Genomic DNA, 26,032 nt, shown 5'->3' with positions numbered 1-26,032 from the left:
CCGTCGATGTCGAGGCCGAGGCTGCTGCCGGGGGCGAACGCCACCGGGCCGAGCACGGTGAGCGTGCCGGGGGAGTTGCCCGGCCGCAGGGCGCCCGCGACCGTGACCGGGGCCGCGACGGTGCCGATGCCGCGCAGGGTGCCGTTGGCCGCGACCGTGACCGGCGAGGTCCAGAGGCCGTTGAGGGAGAGCGTGCCGGCCTGGATTGTGGTCGGGCCGGAGAAGAGGCCGGGGCCGGTGAGCAGGAGCGTGCCGGGGCCGGCCTTGGTCAGGCTGGTCGGGCTCGCGGTCTCCAGGATGGCGCCGGCATAGGTGGAGGCGGCCGCGCTGGCGACCGTGAGGGCGCCGTTGCCCAGGACGGCGGCGGCCGGGCCGGCGAGGTCGGTGAGCGTGAGGGCGGTGCCGCCGAGGTCGAGGGCGCCGGTGTTGGTCAGGCTGGTGAGCCCGGCGAGCGGGCCGGTGATCTGCACGAGGCCGGTGTTGGTGAGCGTGCCGTTGAACTGCCCGGACAGGCGGGCGACGCCGGTGTTGGTCAGGTCGGCGGTGAGGGTGCCGTCGCTGGCGACGAGGCCGGCGTTGCTGAGGCCGCCGGAGGCGGTGAGGCTGGCGCTCTGGGCGACGGCGACGAGGCCGGCATTGGCGAGGGGGCCGGCGAGGCTGTAGCTGCCGCCCGTGGTGACGGCGAGCGTCGCGCCGGCGGCGTTGGCGAAGGTGCCGGTGCCGGCCAGGGATCCGGCGACGGCGAGCAGGCCGGCATTGTTGGCGATGGGCCCGTCGATGCGGCCGGCGCTGGCGAGCACGGTGCCGGCATTGGTCAGGCCGCCGCTGATCGTGCCGCTGGTGGCGAGGAGGCCGGTGTTGGCGACGCCGCCGCCGATGGTGCCGGCGTTGCTCAGGCTGCCGCTGCTGATGACGCCGCCGGCGATCGCGCCGGTGTTGAGGGCGGTGCCGGTGTTGGTCAGACCGCCCGCGAGGGTGCCGGTGTTGACCAGGCTGCCGCTGTTGGTCGTGCCGCCGGCGATGGTACCGGCGTTGACGGCCATACCGGCATTGGCGATCGCGCCATTAATGGTACCGCTGTTGGCGAGCACGCCGAAGTTGCCGACGCTGCCGGCGACGAGGCCGGCATTGAGAAAGCTCGCACCTGCACCGACGAGGACCGGTGCGGAGAGGCTGCCGGTGGCAGTCAGGGCGAGAGTGCCGGCGCTGATGACAGCGCCGCCGGTAAATGTGTTGGCGGCCGACAGCACGGCGGTCCCGGAGCCGGACTTGATCAGCACGCCCGGCTGGCTGCCGTCGGCGATCGGCCCCGCGAAGGTGGCGGTGCCGAGGTCGATCTGCAGGGTGCCGGGGCCGGCCAGCGTGATCGGGCGGGCGGTGGCGAAGCCGTCGGCGAGGACCTCGAGGGTGCCACCGCCGAGGGTCAGGCCGGTGCCGGCGGCGCCGAGATTAGCGTCGCGGGAAACGGCCAGGGTGCCGCCGAGGATGGTGGTGCCGCCGGCATAGGTGTTGGTGCCGGCAAGTTCGAGGGTGCCGAGCCCAACCTTAATCAGGCCGCCAGGCCCGGAGACGTCGCCGCCGAGGCTCGCAACATCGAGCGGGTTCAGCGCCGTCGTACTCATCAGGAAGACGGGAAGGCCGGTCGTGAATTGCGAGGCCAAGCTCAAGCTTCCCTGCAGTGCGATCATCGGCTGGGCAATGAGATCTGCACTTTCGGGGGCAATGCGCTGGTAACCCGCGAACCCGCTATCGGCGTCATAGATGAGATTGAAGCCGCGGAGGATCGTGATCGTCGTGTTGATGTAGGTTGCGCCGGTATCAGGCACCGGCGTGCTCTCCGCATAGACCTCGCCCACCGGCGCAAGCGGATTGCGCGTGTCACCAACTCTGAAGCTGTAAAGCGCTACAGGCGGGCTCGTACGACCCGGCATGTAAACTGTTACGAGAGTTCCCTTGGGGATCCTCGCATGGGGTGTGAGGCTGCTGCCATCCGGGAGGATGATGTAGGAGTCGTAGAGGCCCGTATCAGGCAGAACAGTTCCGGAGCCGATGGCGCCCCCAGCCTGCAGGTCGCCCGGCGTCATCTGCCATTCGATGGCGTTCCCCGATTTCGGGCCGGCAGTTAACCTAAGGAACGTCGTCCCTTGTGTATTTGCGGCTGTAAGTCCAAGTTGTATTCCGTCCTTAGTTATAATGTAGCCACGCACAAGTTTGGATGCGTCGCCAGTGGCGATATAGTTGATATTGAGCAACGGATTTGCATCGGGTGTCCCATTCGGGAAACCCTTTGCCTCACGGCCGAAGCCGACACCAAACATCTGTGTCTTAATTTCGCCGGTTACGGCAACGCCGCCCACTGTTTCCGCCGTCACCTGCAGTATGGGTACGCGCGCGGCAGCGACAGGTTTTTTCGTTGCCGGGTCGTAAAGCTGCACGGTGGTCTCGTAGAGCTGACCTGTTAAGACACGCTGGCTGCTAGAATATGTGATCTGTCCCGGTCCGATCGGCGCTTGGCCAGGAGCAGGTTGCCAAACTTTAGAGTCTTTTCCGATGGCTATACCCGTCGAACCAGTATCGAGCATGAAATTGCTTGGGCTCATGCCGTCGATACCGACACTCAGCGTTGCTCCGGGGCTATTGTTGCCAAATTCGTCCTTTGCCTTCCAGATAATTGGAGACGCAAATGGGATAGCAATACTGGTAGATTTGTCCGAATATAAGCCCCACGGCAGTCCCTCAGCGCTCCCGGCCGTGGCGGGCATCGAGAACGCCATACCCGCGAGCAGCGCAGCACGATAACGATAGGCGTCTGTCAAAATCATTCAATAAGACTTCTAAATATACGATCGGGAAGATTCAGAAAAGAAACGGAAACATTAACAATCGGTAAACCGTCTCTTAGGGAGTCATCCTCGTTTGTCGATCCGGAAGCTTTGCGCGTCCCAAAACGGCATTTCTCGACCGGTATAAGTGCTCGGCGTCGTTGACGATGCTGCTGCTCGCCTGCCACGCCGCCTGGGCGCCGTGCACGCCTAGCCCGATCGCCTTCGCGAGCGCCGAGTGCTTTGCAGCATAGCCGGCGACGACCATGGGATAGTCGTGGGGCAGGCTGAAGCTTGCGCGGTAGCTGTCCGGTGTCAGACCGTAGGCCGTGAGGTGCCGCTTCAGCGTCCTGTATTCGCAGCCGTTGATGAAGCTGATCAGCCTGTCCGCGTGGACGGACTTGCGGATCTGGGCGGGCGTCGGGGCGGGGCGGTCGGGCTCCGGCTCGGCGACGATCGGCGGGCCCACATCGCCCAGCGCGAGCAGGCCGTCGCGGACGGTGCGCATCAGGCCGGGCAGATCGGCCGCGGCCACCGCTTGGCGGCTGACGAAGGCCGCCACGATGCCGGTGGTGGGCTGAGGAGGTCGTCGGGGGAATCGGACATGGGGCTCTCCTGATCAGAGGGTCGATCGCGAGGACCGGGCGGATGAGGAGCGGCCACGATCAGGCCGCGGAGGTTGCCGTGGGCGGCAGCGGGCTCCCAAAGCGCCAGCCGTCCTGGCCGCCGATGTGGATGGGGGTTCATCATCGGCCTGCCGAGGCGCCGGTAGTGTGCGGCCCACGCTTCCCATCCGGGCGAGTCGTCGCGGACGAAGACGCGGCTGTGCGGCGCCCTGGGCTGGGCAGCGGGGCGAAGTCGGTCTGGCGCAACCACGCCTGCGACGCGAAGGCGTAGCCCGGCTTGCGCTGAGCGTGTGCCGCGTAGGCCCGTGCCGCGGCGATCGCCGCGAGTTGCTCGGATTCGGACAGCGCCTCGAAGACGGCGCGGGCATCCCGGGCCCGGCTCCCGACGAGGCCATCCGGCCAGACCGTGACGAGATGCTCGAATCGTACGGCGACCGGATCGAGCTGGCCGCCGGCGGCTGGTCTTCCGCCGGTCCGTGACCCTGCAACTCCGAAGCTACCACCGTCGCTGCCAAGTATTTTGAGTACGGGCTCCTTGCCGCTGCTGTGAGAGAGATGCTCTTCAGCGCGGAGGCCGAATGAGGCGCCGCAGCTGACGTGTTCTGAAGCACCTAAGCTCTCCGAGGTCGGAGATATGTACTCCCGCAGCGAACCGGCAAAATCAACCGGATCGCCCCAGATCAAGTTAGATCTGTTCAATGCGCCATCTGTTAACGAAAGCAGCAATCCATGAAGTCCATTGTTGTTGCCGCAGCCATTTCGATCGCCTCGATCGGCGCGGCGAATGCGGGACCTATCATCGCCCTGGATAAGGCATTCACAACCTCCGATCAGCCCCTCGTGTCCAACGTCGCTTGGCTCAGCCGCTACGGCAAACTCTGCTATCACGGCACGAGGTGGATCCCCGCTTGCCATGCCACCAATCGGCCGGTTGGCTACATGAGAGGTCACTGGAACGCGACCCGTACTCGCTTCATTCCGGGGCGTTACTATTGAGGCGCCGGAAACCAAGTGATCCAACCTGCGCCTCATGTGAGGCGCGGTCCGGCCATGTGGCAATTGCAGCAAGCGCAGCTCGTGCTTCGAGATCGCAAATGCTGCGCGATCAACACACCTCAAAATTACGGCCGTAAATCTGTGGCTTGTTGCAGTATTACAGTCAGATCAGGTAGCAGTATGAGCAAGGCCGCTCTTCGCACCCTTGCCGGTGCATTTGCTGGCGCAGTGGCCAGCGTGACTTTGGTGCCCATGGCCCTTGCAGCGCCAAGTGCGCCCGCCGCTGAGACATGTGACTCGGACGACCCAACCATATGTCTGAGCCGCCATGGCGAAGCGGCTGTGAATATGTTGTCTAATGCTTACGCCGACGCATCCAAAAAGGTCGCTCCGATGTGCTTCGAGGTGATCGGCCCGGCCATCGGCGATTGCTTGGAGCGTGCTCAACGAGTCGCGGACAAGGAGCTCAATGAGACCTACGCCCGTGCGATGAAGTCGATAGGCAGCGACGATGACGCAGCCCGCAAATGGCGCGAAAAACTCAAGCTCGCACAACAGGCTTGGCTTCGATTTCGGGATGCCGACTGCGGCAATGTCATATCATTCGAGTGGATGGACGGTACAGGCGCCGGTCCAGCGGGATCAGCCTGTCTGGTCGCGCATACCATAGAGCGAGCGGCAGAACTTAAGCGGCGCTACGACCGCGAATAGATTTGTGACGCGGACTTTGGGCCCCTCCTGGCCTTAACGCCCCCGTTTCTGGCCCTCGATGGATTTAGTTTGAGATTGATATACACCGCGCCGGACGAATAGGCGCATACGCTAAGGCAGCATCCGCGGAATATAAAGGTGTCGACGATGAAGGCCCTCGCTCTCTCTATTATTTTATCTGCCGGCTTTCTTAGCGCGGCATACGCTGCGCCGAATGATGCGACGCCATCAGCCTCGAAAGAACCGCCGCCCTTGGCCTGCATGGATGACAATACAATAGACTCCTGCCTGAACCGTCATGGTGAGGATGCAGCGAAGGCGCTGTCGAAGGCCTACGGAGATGTTGCGGGCAAACTTGACGCTGCCTGTTCTGAGGTGATCAGCCCAGGGATGACCGCCTGCCTGGGTCGAGCCCAGGAAATCGCAGATAAGAAATTGAACGCGATTTACGCACGCGCCATGAAATCGATCAGCAGCGAGGATAACGGTAAGAAGTGGCAGGAGGAGCTCAGACTTGCTCAACAGTCTTGGATGCGATTCCGCAATGCCGACTGCGGCGATCTCATCACCGATGAGTGGCATGGCGGTACAGGGACTTATCCAGCTATCGCCACCTGCTTACTCGGGCATACGGAAGCGCGAACCGCGGAGCTTAAGCGGCGCTATGACCGCTGGTAAACGCTAGCGTTCTTCTCCCGGTGATACCTCTAGAGGGGCCGCGAGACTGTCGTTGTCGCTACGAATGTGTTTAGATGAATGTGCCGAAACGGATCTGACGCTATAGACCGTTTGAGGCCCCCGATAGCAGGCCGAGAATTTGCGCGGATGCAGTTCCATCTCAACGGCTACAAGTCCGGGGATCCAGCGATCGCCGAACCACCAGCGGTAGGAGGAAATTCACACTCAAAGGGCGCATCGCCGGATCTGGTCGATGTCCTAATAATCGGTTGCGGACCGACCGGCCTCACACTCGCCGCGCAACTCGCGGCCTTCCCCAACATCACGACTCGGATCATCGATCGGAAGCGCGGCCGCCTCCTCGTCGGTCAAGCCGATGGGATCGCATGCCGGACGATGGAGATGTTCGAGGCATTCGGCTTCAGCGAGCGCGTCCTCAAGGAGGCGTACTGGGTCAACGAAACCTGCTTTTGGAACCCCGATCCCAGCCAGTCGAACGTGATTACCCGCACTGGCCGCATCGTGGATACGGAGGAGGGATTGTCCGAGTTCCCGCACGTCATCATGAACCAGGCGCGGGTCCACGACTTCTTCCTCGCAACGATGCAGAACGCGCCCACTCGCCTGGAGCCGAGCTACGGACGCAACTTCCTCGATCTGGCTCTCACGGACGCCGAAACGGGCGACGGCATCGAGCCATCCAGCGACTTCGACTATCCGGTCAACGTCAGGCTTGAGCGGATCGACGATTCGCAGACGTCTGCCGTCGAGACCGTACGCGCGCGCTACATCGTCGGGTGCGATGGGGCCCACAGCGCCGTGCGTGGCGCTGTGGGCCTTACGGTGCACGGTGACTCCGCCAATCAGGCGTGGGGCGTCATGGATGTACTTGCCGTGACTGACTTCCCGGACATCCGCCTGAAGTCCGCCATCCACTCCGCCAAAGAGGGCAGCCTCCTAATCATCCCGCGCGAAGGTGGTTACCTCGTGCGCATGTACATCGAACTCGACAAGCTCGACGCGAATCGGCGCCTGGCAAGGGACGCGGTGACTGTCGATCACCTGATCGCGGCGGCGCGGCGTATCCTGCACCCCTACACGCTGGAGGTGAAGGAAGTCCCATGGTGGTCGGTCTACGAGATTGGGCAGAGGCTCTGCGAAGCCTTCGATGATGGCGGCCTTGCGCACCGTGAACATCGTTCGCCCCGGATCTTCATCGCTGGCGATGCCTGCCACACGCACAGCCCGAAAGCGGGCCAGGGCATGAACGTCTCGATGCAGGACGCCTTCAACCTCGGCTGGAAACTCGCCGCCGTGGTCCGCGGGCAGTGTACACCGCAGATTCTCCAGACCTACTCGATGGAGCGTCGCGCCGTCGCCCAGGAACTCATCGACTTCGACCGTGCGTTCGCCCGCATGTTCAGCGCCCCGCCCAGGCCATCCGACGTGACGGGCGGCGACGGCGTCGATCCGGCCGAGTTCGAGCGGTACTTCGTCAAGCATGGCCGCTTCACCGCCGGTACCGAGACCTGCTATCCGCCGTCCCTCATCACCGGCCAGTCCACGCATCAGAACCTCGCCGAGGGCTTCAGGATCGGGACACGCTTTCATTCGGCGCCGGTGATCCGGCTGGCCGATGCTAAGCCACTTCAGCTCGGCCACACCGTCAAGGCAGATGGCCGCTGGCGCTTGTTCCTGTTCGCGGATCCGGAGTCGCCCGACGCGCGATCCTCGCGATTGCGCGCCGTGTGCACGTACCTTGCCGAAGCGGACGACGCGCCCATCCGGCGGTTCACACCCGCGGGCGCCGACATCGACTCCGTCATCGACGTGCGGTCGATCCTGCAGCAGGGCCACCGGCAGTTCGTTCTAGGAGCGATGCCACCGCTGCTGCGACCGCCGAAGGGGCGTTATAACCTCGTCGACTGCGAGAAGGTCTTCTGCCCGGACCCGAAGGCCGGCGATATCTTCGCACTGCGCGGCATTTGGCGGGCGGACGGTTGCATCGTCGTCGTGCGGCCGGACCAGCACGTCGCGCATGTGCTGCCCCTGGACGCCCATGCCGAACTCGCGGCCTTCTTCGATCGATTCATGCTGTAGCGGGTGGAAGCGCGATGCGCAGCGAGATCGACGCGATCCGGGCCTTCCTGCAGGCGCAGCCGCGGCCGGCGGATCTCGTCGCACGGCGCGCCCGGCTCGACAGCTTCGGCCGCCGCGACGCGCTTCCGCCCGGCACCCGCGTCACCCCTGTCGATGCCGGCGGCGTGCCGGGTGAGTGGACCCTCTGCCCTGGTGGCGATCCCGAGCGCGTCCTCATTTTCCTCCACGGCGGCGGGTACATGGCTGGATCCCTCGACAGCCATCGCCACGTCGTTGCGCGCGCGGGGCAGGACGCCGGCGTCCGCACCCTCGCACTCGCCTACCGGCTCGCCCCTGAGCACCCTTTCCCCGCCGCCCTCGACGACGCGGTGGCGGGCTATAGGTTCGTGCTGGAGCAGGGGATCTCGCCCGAACGGATCGCCTTGTGCGGCGAGAGCGCGGGCGGTGGCCTCGCCGTCGCCGCCGCGCTGCGCCTGCGAGAGGCGGGCGACCCGCTGCCCGGATGTCTCTGGCTCTCTTCACCCTGGATCGACTTGGCCTTGCGCGGCAACAGCTTCAGGACGAAGGCAGCGGTGGATCCCATGATCCAGCGCCTCTACCTCTCCGAACTTGCGGCGGCCTACCTGAGCGGCGCGGATCCTCAGAACCCTTTGGCCTCACCCCTCTACGCCGATTTAAAGGGCTTGCCCCCGACGCTGATCCAAGTCGGCTCGGACGAGACGCTCCTCGATGATGCGGTGTGTCTGGCCGGCGCGGCCGGCAGCGCGGGCATGGACGTCACGCTTCGGATCTGGCCCGCGATGATCCACGCTTGGCATCTGTTCTTCCCGAACCTTGCGGAGGGGCGCGCAGCTCTCTCGGAGGCCGGCACCTTCGTGGATGGCCACCTCAAGCCGAGAAACATGGAGCCTAATATGCGAACTGAGGCTGCGTCCGTATAGCCAGTCAACCGATCCTACCCGCGCATGACTATCGGCTGATGAGCGCAATCCCGACATGAAAGTTTAATAAGATTTTCATTCCGACTTCGTTCTTTGGAGATTTTAAGCCTAAATAGATAAGCTGGAAATGAAACGCCTCTGCAATCGCGGCAGACTTTCGTAACTCTCATCAGTGTGTCGGAAGGCGGATTGCCTGCCTATCCGGCCAACGATCTCGGATTAGGTCCAGATTCTTTTGGCCAGACCGTGTTATTCCGCTGCTCGATTGCAATCTTGAGAGCTGCCTCTTGATGAAACGTGCGAGCACGCTGCAGTTCAGCTCTGATTGAAGAGACATGATCACGCAGCCAGCAATGCCAAGAGTTTGGATGAAGGACCGGCCGCGCTGCGGTCACCTTCAAACGAAACTGCCAGCGCTACGTCTTGCAGTCCTCGCACAAAGTGCTAACCATTACCCGTAGACGTTCGTTAGGCTGCTGGCGGAAATAGCCTTTTTGGGTTGCAGGTTCGAGTCCTGCCGGGACCACCAGCCTCGCGGGATCCGCCGGGGGGCAGGTCCCAACCTCCCGGATCGAACGCGCCCCCACCTGTGGCCGCGCGGCGACACCGGCCGACGACGTCGGGTGGACGGCGCGAATCGCTCCGGATCGGTCACGGGCGACCGGCCAGCCCGAGGGCGTCAGCCCCATCCACCCGTCGCGGCGCCCCCCTCTCGCCTTCGCCCCCCGCCATCGCGTAGGTCCAACCGTGCTCACCGCCACGCTCGACCCCGCCGACCGCCCATGCTCCCACAGTACCGCTGGCTCTGGGCCCTGACCCTCCTCCTCGCCTCCGGCGGGGCGGGCCTCCTCTACAACCTGCTCTTCGTCGGCGGGGCCTCGATGCTCGCCGGCCTGGTCTACGCCCTGGCGGTGGGCGGGACGGTGCTGGCCTTCGTGCCCGGCCTGGCCCTGTCGGGCGTCCAGACGCGGCTGCGCCGCCTGCCGGCGCTGGTCTACATGCTGGCTGCCGAACTGCTCTACGTGGTGCTGATCACGCTCGGCTGCGCGCTCGGCGGCTTGGTCGTCTGGACCTTCGGCCTCACCGCCGACAGCCTGTCCACGGCGGTGCGGATCACGCCGCGGTTCCTCGCCTACTCGCTGGCCGTGTCGGCCCTGCTGGTCTTCGTCATGCGCATGCGCGACCTGATCGGCGGCGAGGTGTTCGTGAACTTCATGATCGGCCGCTACCACAAGCCGGTGCAGGAGGAGCGGATCTTCCTGTTCCTCGACGTGGTCGGCTCGACGGCCTTCGCGGAGACCCACGGCGACCTGCGCGCGCAGGAATATCTCAGCGCCGTGTTCGCGACGCTCGCCGAGCCGGTGCGGCGCAACGCCGGCTCCACGGACGACTTCATCGGCGACCTCGCGATGATCACGTGGCCGATGAAGCGCGGCCTCAAGGACGCGCGCTGCGTCACCTGCGTGTTCGCGGTGCTCGACCGGATCGAGGCCGACGCCGCGGCCTGGCAAGCCCGGTTCGGGACGGTCCCGCGGCTGCAGGCGGCGCTGCACGGCGGTCCGGTGGTCACGGCCGAAGTCGGGGTCGACCGCCACAAGATCGCGTATTTCGGCGACGCTGTGAACGTGACGGCGCGGATCGAGGCCCTGTGCCGCCCGCTGGGCGTCGACATCCTGATCTCGCAGGATCTCCTCGACCGGCTGGACCGGATGCCCGACGGCGTCCGCGCCCGCCCGCTGGGGACGCACGCCCTGCGCGGCCGCGGCGCGCCCCTGGCGGTCGCCACTCTCGAGCGCGGCGCGGCGCCGGACCGGCTGATCCCGGAGCAGAGGCCGGCGCCGCCGGTGCTGGACCGCGCCGAGGCCGTCGCGGAACCGCGCTAGGCTCCCCGTAGGGGCCGCATGTCGGTCGCGTCTCAGCGGCGGCGGACCCAGCGCTCCCACCAGCGCTCCCACCCGTGCGCCCAGAAGCGCCGGCCCCGCGCGCTCGCCGCGCGCCGCGGGGTCGCGGCCGGGCCGGCCCAGTCGGAGGTTGCCCCGAGCGCCGCCGGCAGGGTGGCGACGAGCGCCGCCGGCCCCTCGATGTCCCAGCCGATCACGCAGCAGCCGCAGCCGGTGCTGCGCACGCGGGTGAGCCGGCTGGCATGGGCCAGCATCCAGCGCTCGGCGGCGGCGACGTCGTCCCCGTCGCCCACGTCCACGCACAGGGAGGCGCGGGCGTGGCCCGGGGCCGGCGGCCCCTCGGGCATTGGGTCGACCCGCCCGTAGAGGGCCCGCAGGGCGTCGGAAGCCGGTCCGGCGTCGCCGGCGCTCACGGCGCGCCCATCTCGGCCAGCTGCCGTTTGGCGAAGGTGCAGGCCGCGAAGTCCGGGTTGATCGCACAGGCCATGTCGAACGCCGCCCGGGCCCGGGACGCCTCGGCGGCGACGCCCTCGCCGAGGCGATAGGCCTGGCCGAGCATGGCGCAGCCCCAGGCGCCGCGCCGGTCGCAATCGAGACGGAAGCTCCGGGCGAGGCAGGCATCCATGTCGGCGCGCGGCGCGTCGCGGAAGGGATCCTCCGCGTAGCCGCCGTTCCGGATCCCGGCCGCCCGGTTGGTGCAGCCCGCCGGGAACCCGCCCGCGCAGGCGAGGGCGTAGAGCCGCTCCTTGTCGAGGATGTCGGCGACGTCGAGGGAGTGGTGTTCCAGGGCGAGGGCGAGGTCGAAGCAGGCCGGCGCGTTCGACCACCGGGTGCAGAGCGCGTAGCAGGAAGCGGGCTCGCGCGCGCAGCGGCGCTCGGTGGGCCGGCGGGGCGCGAACGCCCACCGCCAGAACGGGCGCTCCCGCGCGAAGATGTCGGCCGGGCAGGTGCCGAAGCTGCGCAGCAAGGCCGGGTCCTGCCGCAGCGGCGCCGCGATCTCCGCGGCCTCGGCCTTGTTGAAGACGGGTGCGGCAGGCGCCTCGTCGGCCCGGGACGCCCCCGGTCCGAGCGAGAGGACCGGGGCCAGGGCGAAGAGCGCGGCGAGGCTGGTCCGGAGGTGCCCGGCCGGGAGGCTCCGGGCCAGGCTCATCGGCGCCGGCGCCAGCGGTGCAGCAGGCGTCGCAGGCCGAGGAGCAGGGCGACCGCGAGGACGAGCAGCCCGAGCGCCGGGTGCAGCAGGGCGGCCGCCTGGAACAGGACGAAGATCCCCAGGACGACCTTCCAGGGCTTCATCGGGGTGTCGTCGGGCTCGGCGCCCGCGTCCGGCGCGGCCTCCGCGCGGGCGGCCGGTTCCGGCGCGCCGAGACGCGGTCGCCCGGAGGCCGGCACGCCGCTGCGGCCCGGAACCGGCGCGGCCGCAGCCCTGGCCGCGGCCGCCTCCGCCTCGGCCAGGATCGGGTCCGGCTCGGGCGCGGGGCGGGGGGCCGGCACCCACCAGCGGGCGAGGGGCACCTCGCCCCGCGCGGACCGGGCGCGGAAGTCCGGCTGCCGGGGCGCCGTCACCGGGGCCGAATGGCGGTCCGCGAGGGCGCGGGCCTGCGCGACAAGCGGCGCGCCGGTCTCCGGTGTGACCATCCGGACGAACTGGGCGAAGCCGACCGCGGCGCGGAGCACGCCCGCCTCGCCGGCCGCGCCCCAGCGGCGCCCGGCCGGCCCGTGCCGCTCGAGCCCGTGCAGGAGGGCACGGAAGCGGCGCAGGGTCTCGCGGGGCACGCCGACCCGCTCGTTGACGGTGAGCCCGGTCACCTCCTGGTGCCGGCCGCGGCGCATCACGCGGGTCTTGTCCGGATGGACGGTGAAGCCCTCCCCGGCAACGATGGCGTGGACGTATTTGAGCAGCGCGCCGACCTTCCCGGCGGCCTCGCCGGAGGCCGAGAAGGTCAGGTCGTCAGCGTAGCGCGTGTAGGTGAAACCGAGGCTGCCGGCGAGGCCGGCGAGCCGGGCGTCGAGCCGGGTGCAGACGAGGTTGGTGAGCGCGGGGCTCGTCGGCGCGCCCTGCGGCAGCCGGCGGGGCCCCCGGGCGGCGTAGAGGCGGGCGCCGTCGATCTCGACCGCGTCCACGTCCGGCTCGGTGCAGAGCAGCGCCAGCACGGTCGCTACCGGCTCGGCGTAGCCCAGGCCCCGGAACTTCCCCTTGATCCGCCGGTAATCGAGGCTCGGGAAGAAATCCTTGAGGTCGAGATTGACCACGACGTCCCGCCCGACATGGGCGGCGGCGTTGGTGACGATCGAGCGGCCGGGCACGAAGCCGTGGGCCGCCGCGTGCACGGGGACGTGGGCGAGGAGCGCGTCGAGGATCCAGTACTGCGTCCGCTTCAGGCGCGGCATCGGCGCCGAGATGCGGCGCAGGCCGCCCGCCTCCTTGGGGATGGTGAAGCGCCGGTAATGGCTCACCGCGCTGAGCGCCCGGTCGTAGGCGAGGAAGCGCAGCTCGCCGAGGCCGATCCCCATGGCCTCGGCCAGCGCCTTCGGGCTCGCCAAGGGCGGGAGACCGGGGGCGGGCCCCCGCCCCGGAGCGTCCGCGTGCGCGAGGCCGGCCGAGACGCCGTCGCCGAGATGGAGGATCTCCGCCTCCCGGCGCGCGTGCCATGCCTGCGCCCGGGCGTGGCGGTCGCGGGCGTTACGCAGCCGCGTCTCGCGCCGCCGCTCCAGCGCCGCCTTCTTGCGGCGGCGATGCATCTCCTTGAGGGCGGCCTCCGGGTCGCGCCACGCCGCCTCCCGCCGGTGCAGGTCGGCGAGGGCGCGGGCGATCTCGCCGCGGCGGCGGATCAGGTCGTCCGGCGGGTTAGGCTGCGCTTCCCCGTCCGGCCAGAAGCCGAGCCGGATCATCTCCTCGAGGATGACCTCGTCCTTCGAGCTCTCGCGGATCCGGTCGTAGAGCTGCTGGCGGGTCAGGCTGCCGGGCTGCTGGCTCATCGGCGGCCTCTGGCGCGGGCAGGAGGCGTGACGGGGGACGTCGGCCGGGATGCCTTCGTCAAGTCTCGGGACTGGCCCGGTCCACTCGACGCCGGCACGACCACCGGTGCGCGTTTGGGTTCAGCGAACCCAAACCGCGAACGCGCACCGGTGGTCAGTGCCGGCCCAGTGAAGAGCGGGCCAGTGACGCTTTGCCGGGCAGGGTGCAGGGACGGCGAATCGCCGCCCGAAATGCAAGGTCCGCCCCGGCCGACGCCCCTCGTCGCGGGGAGGATAGGCCAGGCGCGCGGCCGCATCAATCGGGTCCGTCTCACGCCTGCCACCGCACCGGCTTGCCCTCGACCTGGGCGTGGACGAGGCGGCGCACGGCCAGCATGTGCTCGCAGGGGCCCTGGGTCAGCCGGTTGTGGGTGTAGAACCCGCACTGGCAGCTGCCGCCGACCATGCGGTCGTCGGAATCGAGCTCCACCGCGGGCGTCAGGCTCCGGCCGTCGTCCAGCACGGTCCCGCTCAGGCGCCGCCTGTCGCCGGCCTGCTCGACGGGCCCGAGGGTGACCAGTCCGGCCGCCAGGAACCGGTCGGCCTTGGCCTCCTGCTCGGAGGCGAAGCGCAGGGCGCCCGGCGCCAGCGGCTCCCGGGTCAGCTCCCGCAGGCGGTAGACCCGCTTGTCGAGGTCGAACATGGCGCGGCCCGCCTGCACGTAGCCGCCGAGCGCCGCCTCCACGGTCGACCGGTCGAGGCCGGTCTCGGCGGCGAGTTGCCCGGTGTCGGCGGCGTGGTGGCGCCGGAGCGCCGCGAAGACCCGGGCGGCGGTGTCGGCGTCGACGTCGGCCCGGGGCGCGAGCAGGTCGAACTGCCCGGCCCGGGACCAGTCGTTGGCGGTCCAGCCCGACAGGCCGAGCGTGAAGCGCAGGCCGCCGAAATCCACCACCGCGAAGGTGGGGAGCCCGGTGCCGAGGAGGTGCAGCCGCACCGACCGGGCGAGCGGCAGGGTCCGGGCCAGGATCGCGAGCCGCCGCCGGCCCCACAGGCGGATCTCCGCGGCCGCGCCCCCGCGGTAGATCGAGCGCCGGAAGGTCAGCCGCTCGTTCCAGGGCTCGATCAGCACGCTGACCGGCCGGCCGGGCTCGAGCAGGAACCGCAGGGAGCGCGGGCCGTGGCGCTCGCGGCGCGCGGCGAGGCGGGTCAGGATCGCGTGCATGTCGACCGGGTGCAGGTCCACCACGTGGGCGGGCTGCGCCATGGCGCTCGACACCTGCAGGAAGCCCCGCATCCAGGAATCGGGCAGGTCGATCTTGTCCTCGCGGTAGGCGGCCTCGCCGGAGGTCTGGACCGCGAAGCCGGTCGGGTCGATCGCCAGCTCGGTGTCGCGGTAGCTGCGGATCTTCTGGAACTCGTCGTAGAGGGCGTGGCTGTAGTCGATGTTGGTCGTGCCGCAGGCCATGTCGCCGATCCGCGCGAACGTGTCGTGGTCGCAGGACAGGCGCCCGTAGCTCGACTCGTCGAGGCTGAACGCCTCGAAAAAGATCTCGTCCGGATGGACGGTGATGACCGGGTCGAGCACGATCCAGGCGTCGAGGTTCTCCCGGTAGAGATAGTCGAAGTACCGCTTCCGCGCGTCGTAGAACGACCGCATCACCGCGTCGGAGCGGGCCGCGATGTCCCGGGACTCGGCGCGCAGCGCCTCGATCTCGGCGCGCAGGCTGTCCTTCTCGGCGAGGGCCTCGGCCAGGAGTTCCTGCTCGTGGGCCTGGAGCCACGCGAAGTAGGCGGTGCGGTCCTTCGGCTTGAAGCGCAGGTCCGACACGACGACGTGGTGCAGGGCGGAGATCGCCTCCCGGAACGGCAGGTGCCGCGCCACCGTCCCGGCGAAGTAGGTCGGCTCGCGCAAGGTGTCGGGAACGAAGCCGAGCCGGGTCGCGTCCGCGTCCGAGACGGCCCGGCTCTCGCCGAGGTAGCGATGGACGAAGTTCATCGGGCCTCTTCCGAGACGGAGACGGGTCCCCGCGCCTCCGGCGGGCGCCGGACGAGGGGCACGGCGAGATCGGGATGCGCGTCGGCGACGTCGCGCAGGGCCAGGATCGCGGCGCTGCGGTCCCGGGCCGTGCCACTCAGGGTCAGGTCGGCGAAGAGCGGCAGCAGCGCCTCGGCGCGGGCGCGGCTGCGCAGGGCCTCGGCCCGGAGGAAGGCGGCCATCCGGTCCTTGGCGACCCGGCCGCGCAGCACCTGCAGCATCACGATGCGGGCGAGGGGGATCAGCCGCGCGAAGGCCGCCTCGCTCGCCACGGCCTGCTCGGTGAGCAACTCGGTGAGCAGGAGGTGCATCGACGGGGCGGGGTGTTCCAGGAGGCGCAGGACCTGCGCCTCCGCGTCCTCGGGCCGGAGCCGGCTGCGCAGGAGGTGGCGGGCGAGGGCCAGGACCTCCGGCTTGACGCTGTCGGTGACGACGGCGAGCGCCTCGGGCGTCCAGGCGGTCTCCGGCCACGCGTCGAACAGGCCGCGGGCGAAGGCGAGGGTGTCGGGCCAGTCGCTCTCGACCAGGAGGACGGCCTCGGCCGCCGCGGCCTGGAACCGGGCCGGGTCGGCCGCGAAGGCCGCCGTCGCCCAGTCCCGCACCGCCCGGTACGGGTGGCTGCCGAGCCGGGCGATCTGGCGGACGCTGAGGGCCTCGGGGCGCCGGTCGGGCAGGAGGGCGGCGCCGAGGCGGCGGGCGCCGTCCGCGCGCGCCTGCAGCAGGCGCCACAGGGTGCCGTCGTCGAGGGCGGCGCATTCCCCAGGCAGGGCCTCGCGCAGCAGGGCCACGGTGTCGGCCGCGTAGGCGTCGTCGGGCTCCGCGCGGAACAGGCTGCCGATCAGCTCCCGGGCGAGGCGGGGAGCGAGGCCCGGATCCGCCGCCGCGAGGCGCGCCACAAGGGGCCGGGCAGCCCGCCGGACGGCGCTGCCGGGCCCGCTGGCGAAGGCGACGATCCGGTCCGCGTAGGGCCCGAGCCGCGCGTCATCGAGGCGCGCCAGCAGGACGAGGGCGGCGATCCGGATGTCCTCGGATTCCGCGCCGATCAGCGCGTCCCAGCTCTCCGGCGGCAGGCCGGCGGCCCCGGCCTCGGACTGCGCCAGGAGGGCGAGGCCGGCGGACCGGACCGCGGCGGACGGGTGGGCGATCAGGGCGGCGGCGGTCTCGGACGTGACCGGCAGGTCGCGGTCCGGCCACAGGAAGGGCAGGGCGGCGCGCAGACCCCGGATCGCGGCCGTCGCGGCCGCGTCGGGCTCCGGCGGCATCGCCCGCAGCCACGCCACCAGCCGCGCCACCAGGGGCGCCGCGAGCCCGGTGGGCAGCGCCCGCGCCCCGGCGAGGCCGGGGAGGGCCGCCTGGACGTCCGGCTCCGGGCTCGTGAGCAGCGCGGCGGCGAGGTCGGGATCCGACCAGACGATCGGCGCCTCCGCCTCGAGGCGCCGCAGGGCCAGCGCCCGCGCCTCCGGCTCCGGGCTCGCGAGCAGCGCCGCCACCAGGGCGGCGAGTTCGGCAGGCTCGGCGATCCCGGCGGCGAGACGCGCCTGGGCGGTCCGGAACGCGAAGGTCCGCACGGCGTCGTGCGGGGCGGCCAGCAGGCGCCCGATCTCGCTGGCCGTCAGGGCCGCGCAGGCCCGCGGGTCCGCGCGCAGCACCCGCAGGCCCAGCCGCGCCACCGGCTCGATCCGCCCCTCCGCGGCGAGGCGGAGCGCCAGGTCCGGGCGGGCGCTCCAGAGGTCGGGGAAGGCCTCGTCGCGCCGGTCGGGATCGACGGCGCCGGTCTCCAGGAAAGTCAGCGAACCCGTCCGCGGCCGGGCCTCCGGGGCGTGACGGTACAGGAGCTGGCTCGCCGTCCAGTTGCGGCCGAGCGGTCCCCGCGCCCGCGCCTGCCGGCCCCAGGTCCCGTCCGGCTTCCGCCCCCAGGCGGTCCAGCGGGTCGGGGGATCGAGATCCTCCGGCCCGAGCGCCAGCAGGAAGTCCGCCGCCAGCGCCGCGAAGGCCGGGTCCCCGACGGCGCCGCGCTTGCGCAGGGCGCGCCAGATCCGCCGCTTCATGTAGGCGCGGGTGGCGGTGGACAGGCCGAGCCGCGCCTCAGGCCCCTGGCGCGCCGCGTCCACCGCGACGTAGCGCCGGAGGTCGGGGACGTAGGCGTGGCTCCGGCCGGCCTGATACATCGCCTGCGCGGTCTCGAAGCGCTGGGCGGTGGCGCCGAACAGGGCGGCATCGTCGGCCATCTCGGCGTGCTTGAAGAGGCGCCGCAGGCCGATCAGGTAGGGCGGCCGCGCCGGCAGCCGGAGCAGGGCGGCGCAGAGCGTCGCGTGCAGGCCGGGCGCCGCCTGCGCCCGGCGGCCGAGCGCCACCAGGGCCGGCCCGACCCGGCCCGGATCGTGCCGGGCAAGGCCGTTCAGCGCCCCGCACAACCCGTCGACGTCGCCCGCCTCGGCCGGCCGGGCGAGCATGCCGGGCAGGTCCGGCTCGGCCTCCGGCGGCCGGTAGGGCCCGGTGAGCGGGGCGGTGAGCGCGAAGCGGGCGAGGTCGCGGACCACGCTGCCGGGCGCCTCGGCGGCGATCGCCGCGAGCGCCGGACCGGCCTGTGCGCCCGCCGCCCGGGCGAGCGCCCAGACCAGGGCGTAGCTCGCCCGCGCCGGGCCGAGGCCCCGCGCGAGGGCGATCAGATCCGGGGCGGTCGCGGCCAGCCGCAACTCGCCGATGCGCCAGAGCAGGCGGTCGCGGTCACGCTCGGCCCAGCTCTCGCGCAGGCAGGCGGAGAGCCGCGCCCGCAGCACGCCATCGCGCCCGTCGGGCGTCGCCTCGGGTGCGGCGGTCTCCGGGCCGTCGACCCGCCGGTAACCGCCGTTGATCTTGGAGACGACCACGCTGTCGAACACCCGGGCGGCCGCCTCGGCGGTCACGGGCTGGGGCGTCTTGGAGCCCTCGCGCAGGGTCGCGCCGCGCCGGCCGTAGCGCGTGTTGACGAAGTAGCGCTCGGGCGTCCCGAGGGCCTCGTTCTCGATCAGGTCGACGTCGTAGACCTTGTCGGAGGTGGCGTCCCGCAGGTGGAGGCGCGCCGCGCGGATGACCCTCATGCCACCGCGCCGGCCCGCGCGGCCGGGCAGGGATGCGTCGCGCGCGCGCGACGGTCGACGGGTCCTCGCATCCGGGCTCCTCGCGAAACGACCGGGACGGGCCGGCCGGCGAATCGCGGCGCCCGAAGCCGCGGCAACCTGCCCCAGCGGGACCGAGGGGGCAACCGCGCGCGCACGATTCCGTGATCGGGCCTCATCAGGCCTCTTCCGGCCCGGGATCGTCGCGCATGGCGGCGACCCAGAGGGCGGCCCGGGCGAAGGGCTCGGACTGCGCGCCCGGAGCCGCCAGGGTGGCGGAGAGGAAGGCGGAGAGCCGCGCGGCGGTGGCCGGATAGCCGGTCGCGGCGAGGCGTGCGACCAGGTCGGCGCCGCCGGCGCGGGCGCTGGCCGCGAAGGCCCGCCGCCCCGCATGGAGGGCGTTCGCCAGGAGCGCGGCCGCCTCGTCGAGGAGCGTGGCCGGCCCCAGGTCCGGCGCCGGCGGGATCGGGTGGCCGGCGCCGTCGGGGACGGCGAGGTCGGGCACGACGAGCCGATCGACCGACACCGACCAGGGATCGCAGACCAGGGTGCCGTCCGCGATCCGCACCGGGCCGGCGACCTGCCGCACGGGTCCCCAGCGCCCCGCGCAGGCGCCCGCGAGGGCGTCCAGGGCGTGCGGCGCGGCGGGGTCGTAGGCGCGGGCGAGATACAGCGTGCCGCCCGCCCCCGGCAGCGCGACGGCGGCCTGCCACGTCTGGGCGCCGGGCGCCCAGGCCTGTCCCAGGACCGCCTCGACGGCGAAGACGTGGAAGGCCTCCAGCCGGTCGCGCGGGCGCAGGAAGACGGGCGGCCGGTCGGCGAGGCGGCGCAGGATCGACGGGACGTCCCGCGCCGCCAGGGGGGCCGGCAGGGCCACCAGGGCGTCTCGCGGCAGCAGCGCCGTGCGGCCCCGCGCGCCCTGGCCGAGGGCGAGGAGCCCGTCGGCCCGGCGCCGCGCGACGCTGGTCAGGATCTGGCCCTGGCCGGTGCCCGAGACGGACAGGCCCGGGCTCAGGAGGCGCCCCGGCAGGCCGGCCGCGATATCCGCCTCGGCCTCGCCCGGCGCGAACGCGCGCTCCAGCGCCAAGAGCGCGCCGGTATCGGTGTCGGCCAGCGCCACCCGGGCGGTGGCGCCGCGCCCGCGGGCGAGGAGCCGGGCGCCCAGGGAGACGAGGCGCGTCTTGCCCATGGCGGTCTCGTAGGGCTGGCCGAGGCCGAGGGCGGCCTCACCGCCCTGGACGCGGCCGAGGAGTTCGGTGGCGAGCGCCAGGACGACGGCCGCGTCGTAGGCGGCGTGGCGCGCGGCATAGGCCGCGACCTGCCCGTCGAGATCCGCCTCCGCCAGCAGGAGCTGCGTGGCGCCACGCCTCTCGGCCGCCCGCCGGAGCCGGACGAGGGCCGCGCCGTGCGCCTCCGGTCCGGACACGACACCGGCCTCCAGCAGGCCGGCGACCACCCGGTCGGCGGCCTCCGCGAGGTCCGTCTCCGCCAGCTTCGCCTCCGCTCCGGCCGGGGCCGCGCCGCCCAGGCGGATCTCGGCGGCGCCCGCGGCCTCCCGGAAGGCGCGGATCGCCAGGGCGACGTGGGCGCAGCCGCCCCCGGCCGCGCAGTCGCAGCGGGCGTAGCCGACAGCGTCGGGCACGAGGAAGCGCACGGTCGCGGTCGGGAGCCGCGCGGCCGGGACGGCGCCCCGCTCCAGCCCGACCGTGATCCCACCCGCCAGGAGGCGCCGCAGCTCCGCCGCCGCCGCGCCGCCGAGCCCCGCCTCGAGGGCCGCGCCGTCGAGGGTGCCGGGATCCCAGGCGACCGGCGCCGCGGCCGGCACCGCCGCACCCTCGGGATCTCCATCGCCGCCCCCATCGCCGGTCCCGTCGGCCGGCCCGTCCGCGACCGGGGCGGCCCGGTAGGCGACGACGAGGGCGACCCGGTGCCGGCACATCCCGCTCGCCGGGCAGGTGCAGCTGGCCTCGCCGGGAGGCCGGCCGGGGCCGAGCCGCGTGACCGTGCCGTCGGCGAAGCGCGCCTCGACGGTGCCGTCCCCGGCCTCCGCGAGGTCCGGCCCCTGGCCGGCGGCCACCTCGCGCAGCGCCCGCTTCACCAGCCCGGCATTGGCGAGCTGGATCAGGCCGTCATCCGTGAGCGCGCGGAGGTCGGGGCGGGCCATCGGCGCCGCTCAGGCCCGGATCGCGGCGGCGAGCCAGCCGGCGAGCTCGCCGGGCGTCATCGCGCCGATCTCGGCGCCGGCCGCTACGAGCCGCTGGGCCATCGCCCGGTCGTAGGCGGGCCGCGCCTCCGAATCGAGGGCCGCGAGGCCCAGCACGCGGGTCCGCTGGCCGGAGAGCGCCCGCACCTGCTCGACCAGGGCGGCCTCGCTCGCGCCCTCGTAGAAGTCGGAGACCAGGACCACGATCGCCCGCTCCGGCGCGGTGATCAGCCCGGCCGCGTAGCGCACGGCGCCCCCGATATCGGTGCCGCCGCCGAGCTGGACCTTCATGAGCAGCTCGCAGGCGTCGTCGCAGTCGCGGGTCAGGTCCACCACCGCCGTGTCGAAGGCGACCAAGTGGGTGCGGATGCCGGGGAGCTTCCACAGGCAGGCGGCCATCACCGAGGCGTGGATCACCGAATCGAGCATCGACCCGCTCTGGTCGACGAGCAGGATCACCTGCCAGGGCCGCATCTGGCGCCGGTTCCGGGCGAAGAAGTGCAGCCGCTCGACGGTGATCCGCCGGCTCTCGGGATCGTAGTGGCGCAGGTTGTCGCGGATCGTCCGGTTCAGGTCGAGGTCGCGGGCGCCGGGCAGGCGGGTGTGGCGCCGCCGGTCGAGCACCCCCGAGAACGCCACCGCGAGGTCCCGCGCCAGCCGCTCCATCAGCTGCCGCACCACCTCCTGCACGAGCCTGCGGGCCATCACCAGCACGTCGGGCGCCATCAGGTGCTTGGTGCGCAGGACGGCCTTCAGCAGCGTCTCGTTCGGCTCGACCCGGGACAGCACCTCGGGGTTCGTGACCACGTCGTCGATGGCGTAGAGCTCGATCGCGTCGCGCTCCAGCCGCTCGATCGTCTCGCGGGGGAAGAGCGTGTGGACCGCGTTGATCCAGCCCGGCACCGTCAGGGTCGAGCCCTCGCGCCCGCCCTGGCGGCGCTCCCCCCGCGCCGCGCCCTCGGCGTCGCGGCCGTAGAGCCAGTCGAGCGCCTGATCCATGGCGGCCGCATCGCCGGAGAGGGCGCAGCCGGCCCCCGCGCAGGCGGAATCCGCCGCCTCGCCCAGGATGAGCCGCCAGCGCGTGACCGGGTCGAGGCTCACCGCAGCCGCGTCCCGGCGAGGAGGCTCGGCCCGCGCAGGAGCTCGCTCGCCGTCACCGGCGCGAGCTCGCCGAAGGTGCGCTGGCCCGGATCCGACCGGCTGCTCCAGGGCGAGCCGAGGGTCAGGTCGCCGAGGGTCTGCTCCCGGTCCTCGAACTCCACCGCGCCGGTGAACAGGCCCTCCGAGAAGGTCAGCGACGCCTGGCCGGCCGCGCCGCCCGGGAAGGTCACGGCGCGCTCGATCCACCACACCACCCCGGCATCCTGGGGCGCCCCGAGGGGCCAGCCCCGGGCGGCCATGCCGCGCAGGCGGTTGGCCTCCACGACGGTCCCGGCGAAGCGGCTCGTGGTCGATGCGGCGGCCTCGGCCTCCGTGAAGGCGTAGGTCTCGCGGGCGAGCTGCGGGAAGGGCTGGACGATCTCGTAGTCGCCGAACAGCGCCCCCCAGGCCGCCAGCGCCCCGGTGTCGAGCTGCAGGGGATGGACGAGGCCGATCAGGCCCGGGGCCGCCCCGGTCAGGTCGAGGTCGAGCGGCGCGTCGTCGGCATCCGTGAAGGTCAGGTCCTCGGCCACCCGGAAGGTCAGGCCCGGACCGGTCCGCGGGTCGGCATCCGCGAAGGTGGCCCAGACGAGGCGCTGGGCGAGGTGGCGCACGAGCGGGTGCGCGGCGAAGCAGGGGCCGAACACCGTCGGCTGGACCCGGCGGGCGCCGGCGAGCATCGCCTCCAGGCGGGCCACCTGCAGGCTCGCCACGGCCCGCGCGTCCTTCTTCAGGGCGCCCCAGCGGGCCACCGCCGCCGCGGCCTTGCCGGCCTCGTCGGCCTTGGCGGGCTTGGGCAGGTCCTTGAGCCTCTGGCCGGCGGCGTCCCGGACCCAGGGCTTGAGGGTCTCGTCGAACCCGACCCGGAACCCGCGGGGGCCGAAATCGAGGTCGAGGCCGCCGCGCTCGTCGAGGTCGAGGTCGGGGGCGAGCCGGTCTGCCAGTTCCTCGGGGGTGAGGCCGCGGGCCTCGGCGAGCTGGGCGATCTTCTGGCGGGCCTTCTCCTGGAGCCCCTTGAACTTCAGCTTCTCGGCGATGCCGTTGAGGTTCATCAGCGCGACGTCGGTGCCGATGTCGACCAGCACGTCGAGTCCGGTGACCGCGCGGGCGTGGGCGGCCTCGCCGGGCCAGCGGCGGATCAGGCGGGTCAGGTCGCGGGCGGTGGCGTCGGTGCCGAACCAGCCCAGCGCGCGCAGGGCCCAGCCGTCCTTGGAGGGCGTCCCGGCGGCGATCCAAGCGGAGAACAGGTCCCACGCGAAGGCCGCGAGGCTCGCCTCGGTGCAGGCCTCGCGGACCATCGGCACGCCGGCGTAGACGGCGTCCGGGTTGGTGAAGGACAGCATCTCGCACAGGGTCAGGATCGCCGCGTCCGGCAGGGCGGTCCCGTCCCGCAGACGCGGCCGGGTCAGCATGGACGGCACGACCCAGGCGGGCGGCTTGCCGACCTTGGCGGGGACGCGGGCGAGGGGATCGCGGTCGAGCACCTGCGCGACCGCCTCGGTCACGTCCGGTGCCTGGTCCGCGTAGCGCGCGACCACGGAAGCGATGATGGCGCGGCCGTCCGCCCGGTCCTGCGCCAGCACGCGCAGGGCGTGCTCGCCGGCGTCGCGCAGCGCCCCGGGCCGGCCCACGGCGTCGGGCAAGAGGCGGGTGAGGGCGGTCTCGGGATGGCGGCGCAGCCAGGCCAGGGCCGGCTCGCGGGCCTTCTTGAGCTTCGTGAGGGCGCGGGCGGCGGGCCCGGCGAGGCGGGCATCGTCCACCGCCAGGACCGCCGGCAGGAGCCCGACCGGATCGGCCTCGACCAGCCCGACGAGGCCCGGCATCGCCCGCTCGCCGAACCGCGACAGCATCGCCCACACGATCTCCGGCCACTGCGAGACGTGGAAGCATCCCGCGACGACGCGCGACTGGGCCCAGAGGGCGAGCGCCAGGGGCTCGGGCTGCCGCTCCAGGCTGCCGACCAGCTGGCGATAGGGCGAGTTCGCCCAGTAATGGCAGGCCTCGTCGATCTGGGCGACGCGGCCGGCGACCCAGGCGATCAGGGCCGGCGGATCGTCGCGCGGCGGCTCGGAGAGCGGGGGCGGGATCCGGCTCCAGCCCTGCGTCGGATGGGAAAGCTCGGCGGCCGCCACGAAGGCCCGCAGCGCCTCCGGGCCGTCGAGGGTGACGGCGTTCCGCGCGCGCCAGTAGCTCGGCGCGACCTCGGGCACCGCGTGGGCGAACGGCGTCGGCAGCGGCGCGAGGGCGAGGACGAGGTCGTCCCGGGTCCGGGCCTTGGCCCGCCAGGGCGGGTCCCGCAGCACCCGCGGCCAGGCGGCGGGCTCCGCGAGGGGCACCGCGCGGGCTTCCGCCAGGGCGTCGAGGATGCCGGCCCCGCGCCCGCCCGACGCCGCGAGCCAGCCGCGGACCGTGTCGAGCCCGTGGGCGTCGAGCGCCCGGTTCACCCGGGCGCGCAGGGCGGGCTCGGACCGGCCGCCCGCGAGGGCCGCGAGGCAGCGGGGCAGGATCGCGGCGGGATCGGCCTCCAGCGCCGCGTCGAGGGCGGCCGCGACGGGCTTCTCGTGGAGGTGGGGCAGCAGGGCCGGGAGCGCCCCGGCCTCGCCCGTCGACAGGATCGCCAGGGCGACCGTGCGACGCTGCTCGTCAAGGGCGTAGTGCAGCAGCCAGTCGAGGGCCGGCAGGGCCGGCTGCCCGGCGGCGCGGGCCACCGCCAGCAGGGTCGCGGCCGCCTCGGCCGCGTCGAGGGCGCAGTAGACGAAGTAGAGGTGGTAGCTGCGCTTGGCGCGCCAGCGCGCGACCGCTTCCGGCGGCGCGTCGGCCAGCAGCGGCAGGTAGGCCGTTTCGGCCGTGACGTCGATCCCCGCCGACGCGGCGGCCTCGACCACCGCGACGGGCTGGAGCGGGTGCGGGGCGGCCCGGTCGTCGGCCAGGATGAACGCGAAGGCGCAGGCCGCCGGCCAGTCGTGGTCCTCGGCGATCCGGGCGTTCAGGAGCGCGACCGCGGCGTCGTAATCGGCCTCCGGGGCGTGCACGAGGGCGGCCCGCAGGGCGAGGTGGAGCGGCTCGGCCCAGGACAGGCGCTGGTAGGCGCGCGGCGTCTTCGGGGTCGGGCGGCGGCGGTCGGCCAGCCGGGCGACGGCCTCCGTCCCGCCCTCGGCCACGGCGTAGCGCAGGACCGCCTCCAGTGCCCCTCGAAGGACGGCGTCGCCGGTGGCGGCCCGGGACGGATTCCCCTGTCGGCGCGCCTCCGCGGCGTCGACGATCGCGTCCAGCCAGGCGGCGAGGCCGTCCCGGTCCGGCGGCGCTCCGGCGAGGCGCGCGGCCTCGGCATCGCCGAGCGCGGCCGCCAGCGGCGCCGCGATCGCCTGCCAGGCTTCCGCCGCGTCCGGGCGCGGACCGGGGCGCAGGCGGGTCGGCAGCGGCACCGCCGCGAAGACCGCGGCCGGGGCGGGGGGCGGGACGGGCTCCGGCGGGGCCTCGGCCGGCGGCGGGGCGGCGGCCGGCTCCGCGGCTCGCTCGACAACCGTCTCGCCGGCCGGCCCGGACGCCTGCACCGAGGCGGGCTTCCGGGCGGCGGCGGTCGGTGCCGGGGCGGGCGCCGGGGCGAGAGCCGCGCCGTCGGCGCGGACGTAGCCCTTGGCGGTCTTCTCGCGGACGAGCTTGTCCTTCTCCTTCACGGCCGCGGCCGCGTCGGCGCAGGTCTTGTCCTTGCTCTGGCCCTGGGTGCCGAGGCGCCCGAAGCGGACGGTGAGCGTCGGGCCGGAGACGCCGACCTCCCAGAACTTGGCGGCGCTGCCCTCGACCAGCTCGTAGCGTTCCATGGCCT

16 protein-coding genes are annotated in these 26,032 nt (G+C 72.1%); 6 read left to right on the top strand and 10 right to left on the bottom strand.

Annotation, left to right across the window (positions count from 1 at the left end; genetic code table 11):
* Positions 1-1,826 (bottom strand): autotransporter-associated beta strand repeat-containing protein (locus tag C4T42_RS32770; protein WP_181049198.1); only part of this gene is annotated, 1,826 nt, incomplete at its 3' end.
* A 1,072-nt stretch (positions 1,827-2,898) separates the two neighbouring features.
* Positions 2,899-3,384, bottom strand: coding sequence for a MucR family transcriptional regulator (locus C4T42_RS21065; RefSeq protein WP_103985831.1), 486 nt, complete (start codon positions 3,382-3,384; stop codon positions 2,899-2,901).
* A gap of 793 nt (positions 3,385-4,177) precedes the next feature.
* Here C4T42_RS21065 and C4T42_RS31545 point away from each other — a divergent pair.
* The 6 genes from C4T42_RS31545 (at position 4,178) to C4T42_RS21040 (ending at position 10,757) form a co-directional block, all read left to right on the top strand.
* Positions 4,178-4,444 (top strand): hypothetical protein, encoded by a 267-nt coding sequence (locus C4T42_RS31545; protein WP_128083444.1) that lies wholly within the window; start codon positions 4,178-4,180, stop codon positions 4,442-4,444.
* A gap of 180 nt (positions 4,445-4,624) precedes the next feature.
* On the top strand, positions 4,625-5,155 hold the full coding sequence (locus tag C4T42_RS21060) for a lysozyme inhibitor LprI family protein (protein ID WP_081636529.1): 531 nt from the start codon (positions 4,625-4,627) through the stop codon (positions 5,153-5,155).
* Between the two features lie 147 nt (positions 5,156-5,302).
* Complete coding sequence (locus tag C4T42_RS21055; RefSeq protein ID WP_128083443.1) at positions 5,303-5,833, top strand: lysozyme inhibitor LprI family protein; 531 nt, start codon at positions 5,303-5,305, stop codon at positions 5,831-5,833.
* 147 nt (positions 5,834-5,980) lie between these two features.
* Positions 5,981-7,933 (top strand): FAD-binding monooxygenase, encoded by a 1,953-nt coding sequence (locus C4T42_RS21050; RefSeq protein ID WP_103985830.1) that lies wholly within the window; start codon positions 5,981-5,983, stop codon positions 7,931-7,933.
* Positions 7,934-7,947: 14 nt separating this feature from the next.
* A complete protein-coding gene (locus tag C4T42_RS21045; RefSeq protein ID WP_103985829.1) occupies positions 7,948-8,874 on the top strand; it encodes an alpha/beta hydrolase in 927 nt (308 codons plus the stop codon).
* 782 nt (positions 8,875-9,656) lie between these two features.
* The gene (locus C4T42_RS21040) at positions 9,657-10,757 is read left to right on the top strand and encodes an adenylate/guanylate cyclase domain-containing protein (RefSeq protein ID WP_103985828.1); all 1,101 of its coding nucleotides are present in this window, start codon (positions 9,657-9,659) and stop codon (positions 10,755-10,757) included.
* A gap of 32 nt (positions 10,758-10,789) precedes the next feature.
* Here C4T42_RS21040 and C4T42_RS21035 read toward each other — a convergent pair whose 3' ends face one another.
* The 8 genes from C4T42_RS21035 to C4T42_RS21000 form a co-directional block, all read right to left on the bottom strand.
* On the bottom strand, positions 10,790-11,188 hold the full coding sequence (locus C4T42_RS21035) for a hypothetical protein (RefSeq protein WP_100252637.1): 399 nt from the start codon (positions 11,186-11,188) through the stop codon (positions 10,790-10,792).
* Entirely contained in the window at positions 11,185-11,925 is a 741-nt protein-coding gene (locus C4T42_RS21030) for a hypothetical protein (protein ID WP_100252636.1), read from the bottom strand. The genes C4T42_RS21035 and C4T42_RS21030 overlap by 4 nt, the downstream gene beginning before the upstream one ends.
* Positions 11,922-13,751: a reverse transcriptase family protein gene (locus C4T42_RS21025; protein WP_103985827.1), complete on the bottom strand. Its 1,830-nt coding sequence runs from the start codon at positions 13,749-13,751 to the stop codon at positions 11,922-11,924. The genes C4T42_RS21030 and C4T42_RS21025 overlap by 4 nt, the downstream gene beginning before the upstream one ends.
* Positions 13,752-14,061: 310 nt before the next feature.
* Positions 14,062-15,726, bottom strand: a complete 1,665-nt coding sequence (locus tag C4T42_RS21020) for a hypothetical protein (protein WP_103985826.1) — start codon at positions 15,724-15,726, stop codon at positions 14,062-14,064.
* Positions 15,723-18,845, bottom strand: coding sequence for a hypothetical protein (locus tag C4T42_RS21015; RefSeq protein ID WP_103985825.1), 3,123 nt, complete (start codon positions 18,843-18,845; stop codon positions 15,723-15,725). Before C4T42_RS21015 ends, C4T42_RS21020 begins: the two co-directional genes overlap by 4 nt.
* A gap of 196 nt (positions 18,846-19,041) precedes the next feature.
* On the bottom strand, positions 19,042-21,027 hold the full coding sequence (locus C4T42_RS21010; RefSeq protein WP_103985824.1) for an SWIM zinc finger family protein: 1,986 nt from the start codon (positions 21,025-21,027) through the stop codon (positions 19,042-19,044).
* Positions 21,028-21,036: 9 nt separating this feature from the next.
* Positions 21,037-22,167 carry a VWA domain-containing protein gene (locus C4T42_RS21005; protein WP_100252631.1) on the bottom strand — a complete coding sequence of 377 codons (1,131 nt, stop codon included), beginning with the start codon at positions 22,165-22,167 and terminating at the stop codon, positions 21,037-21,039.
* Complete coding sequence (locus C4T42_RS21000; protein ID WP_100252630.1) at positions 22,164-26,027, bottom strand: DUF4132 domain-containing protein; 3,864 nt, start codon at positions 26,025-26,027, stop codon at positions 22,164-22,166. The genes C4T42_RS21005 and C4T42_RS21000 overlap by 4 nt, the downstream gene beginning before the upstream one ends.
* Positions 26,028-26,032 lie beyond the last annotated feature (5 nt).

The organism is Methylobacterium sp. 190mf (assembly GCF_900107945.1).
GTDB lineage: Bacteria > Pseudomonadota > Alphaproteobacteria > Rhizobiales > Beijerinckiaceae > Methylobacterium.
The sequence above is the reverse complement of the archived record's forward strand: the minus strand, read 5'-3'. Positions and strand labels throughout refer to the sequence as shown.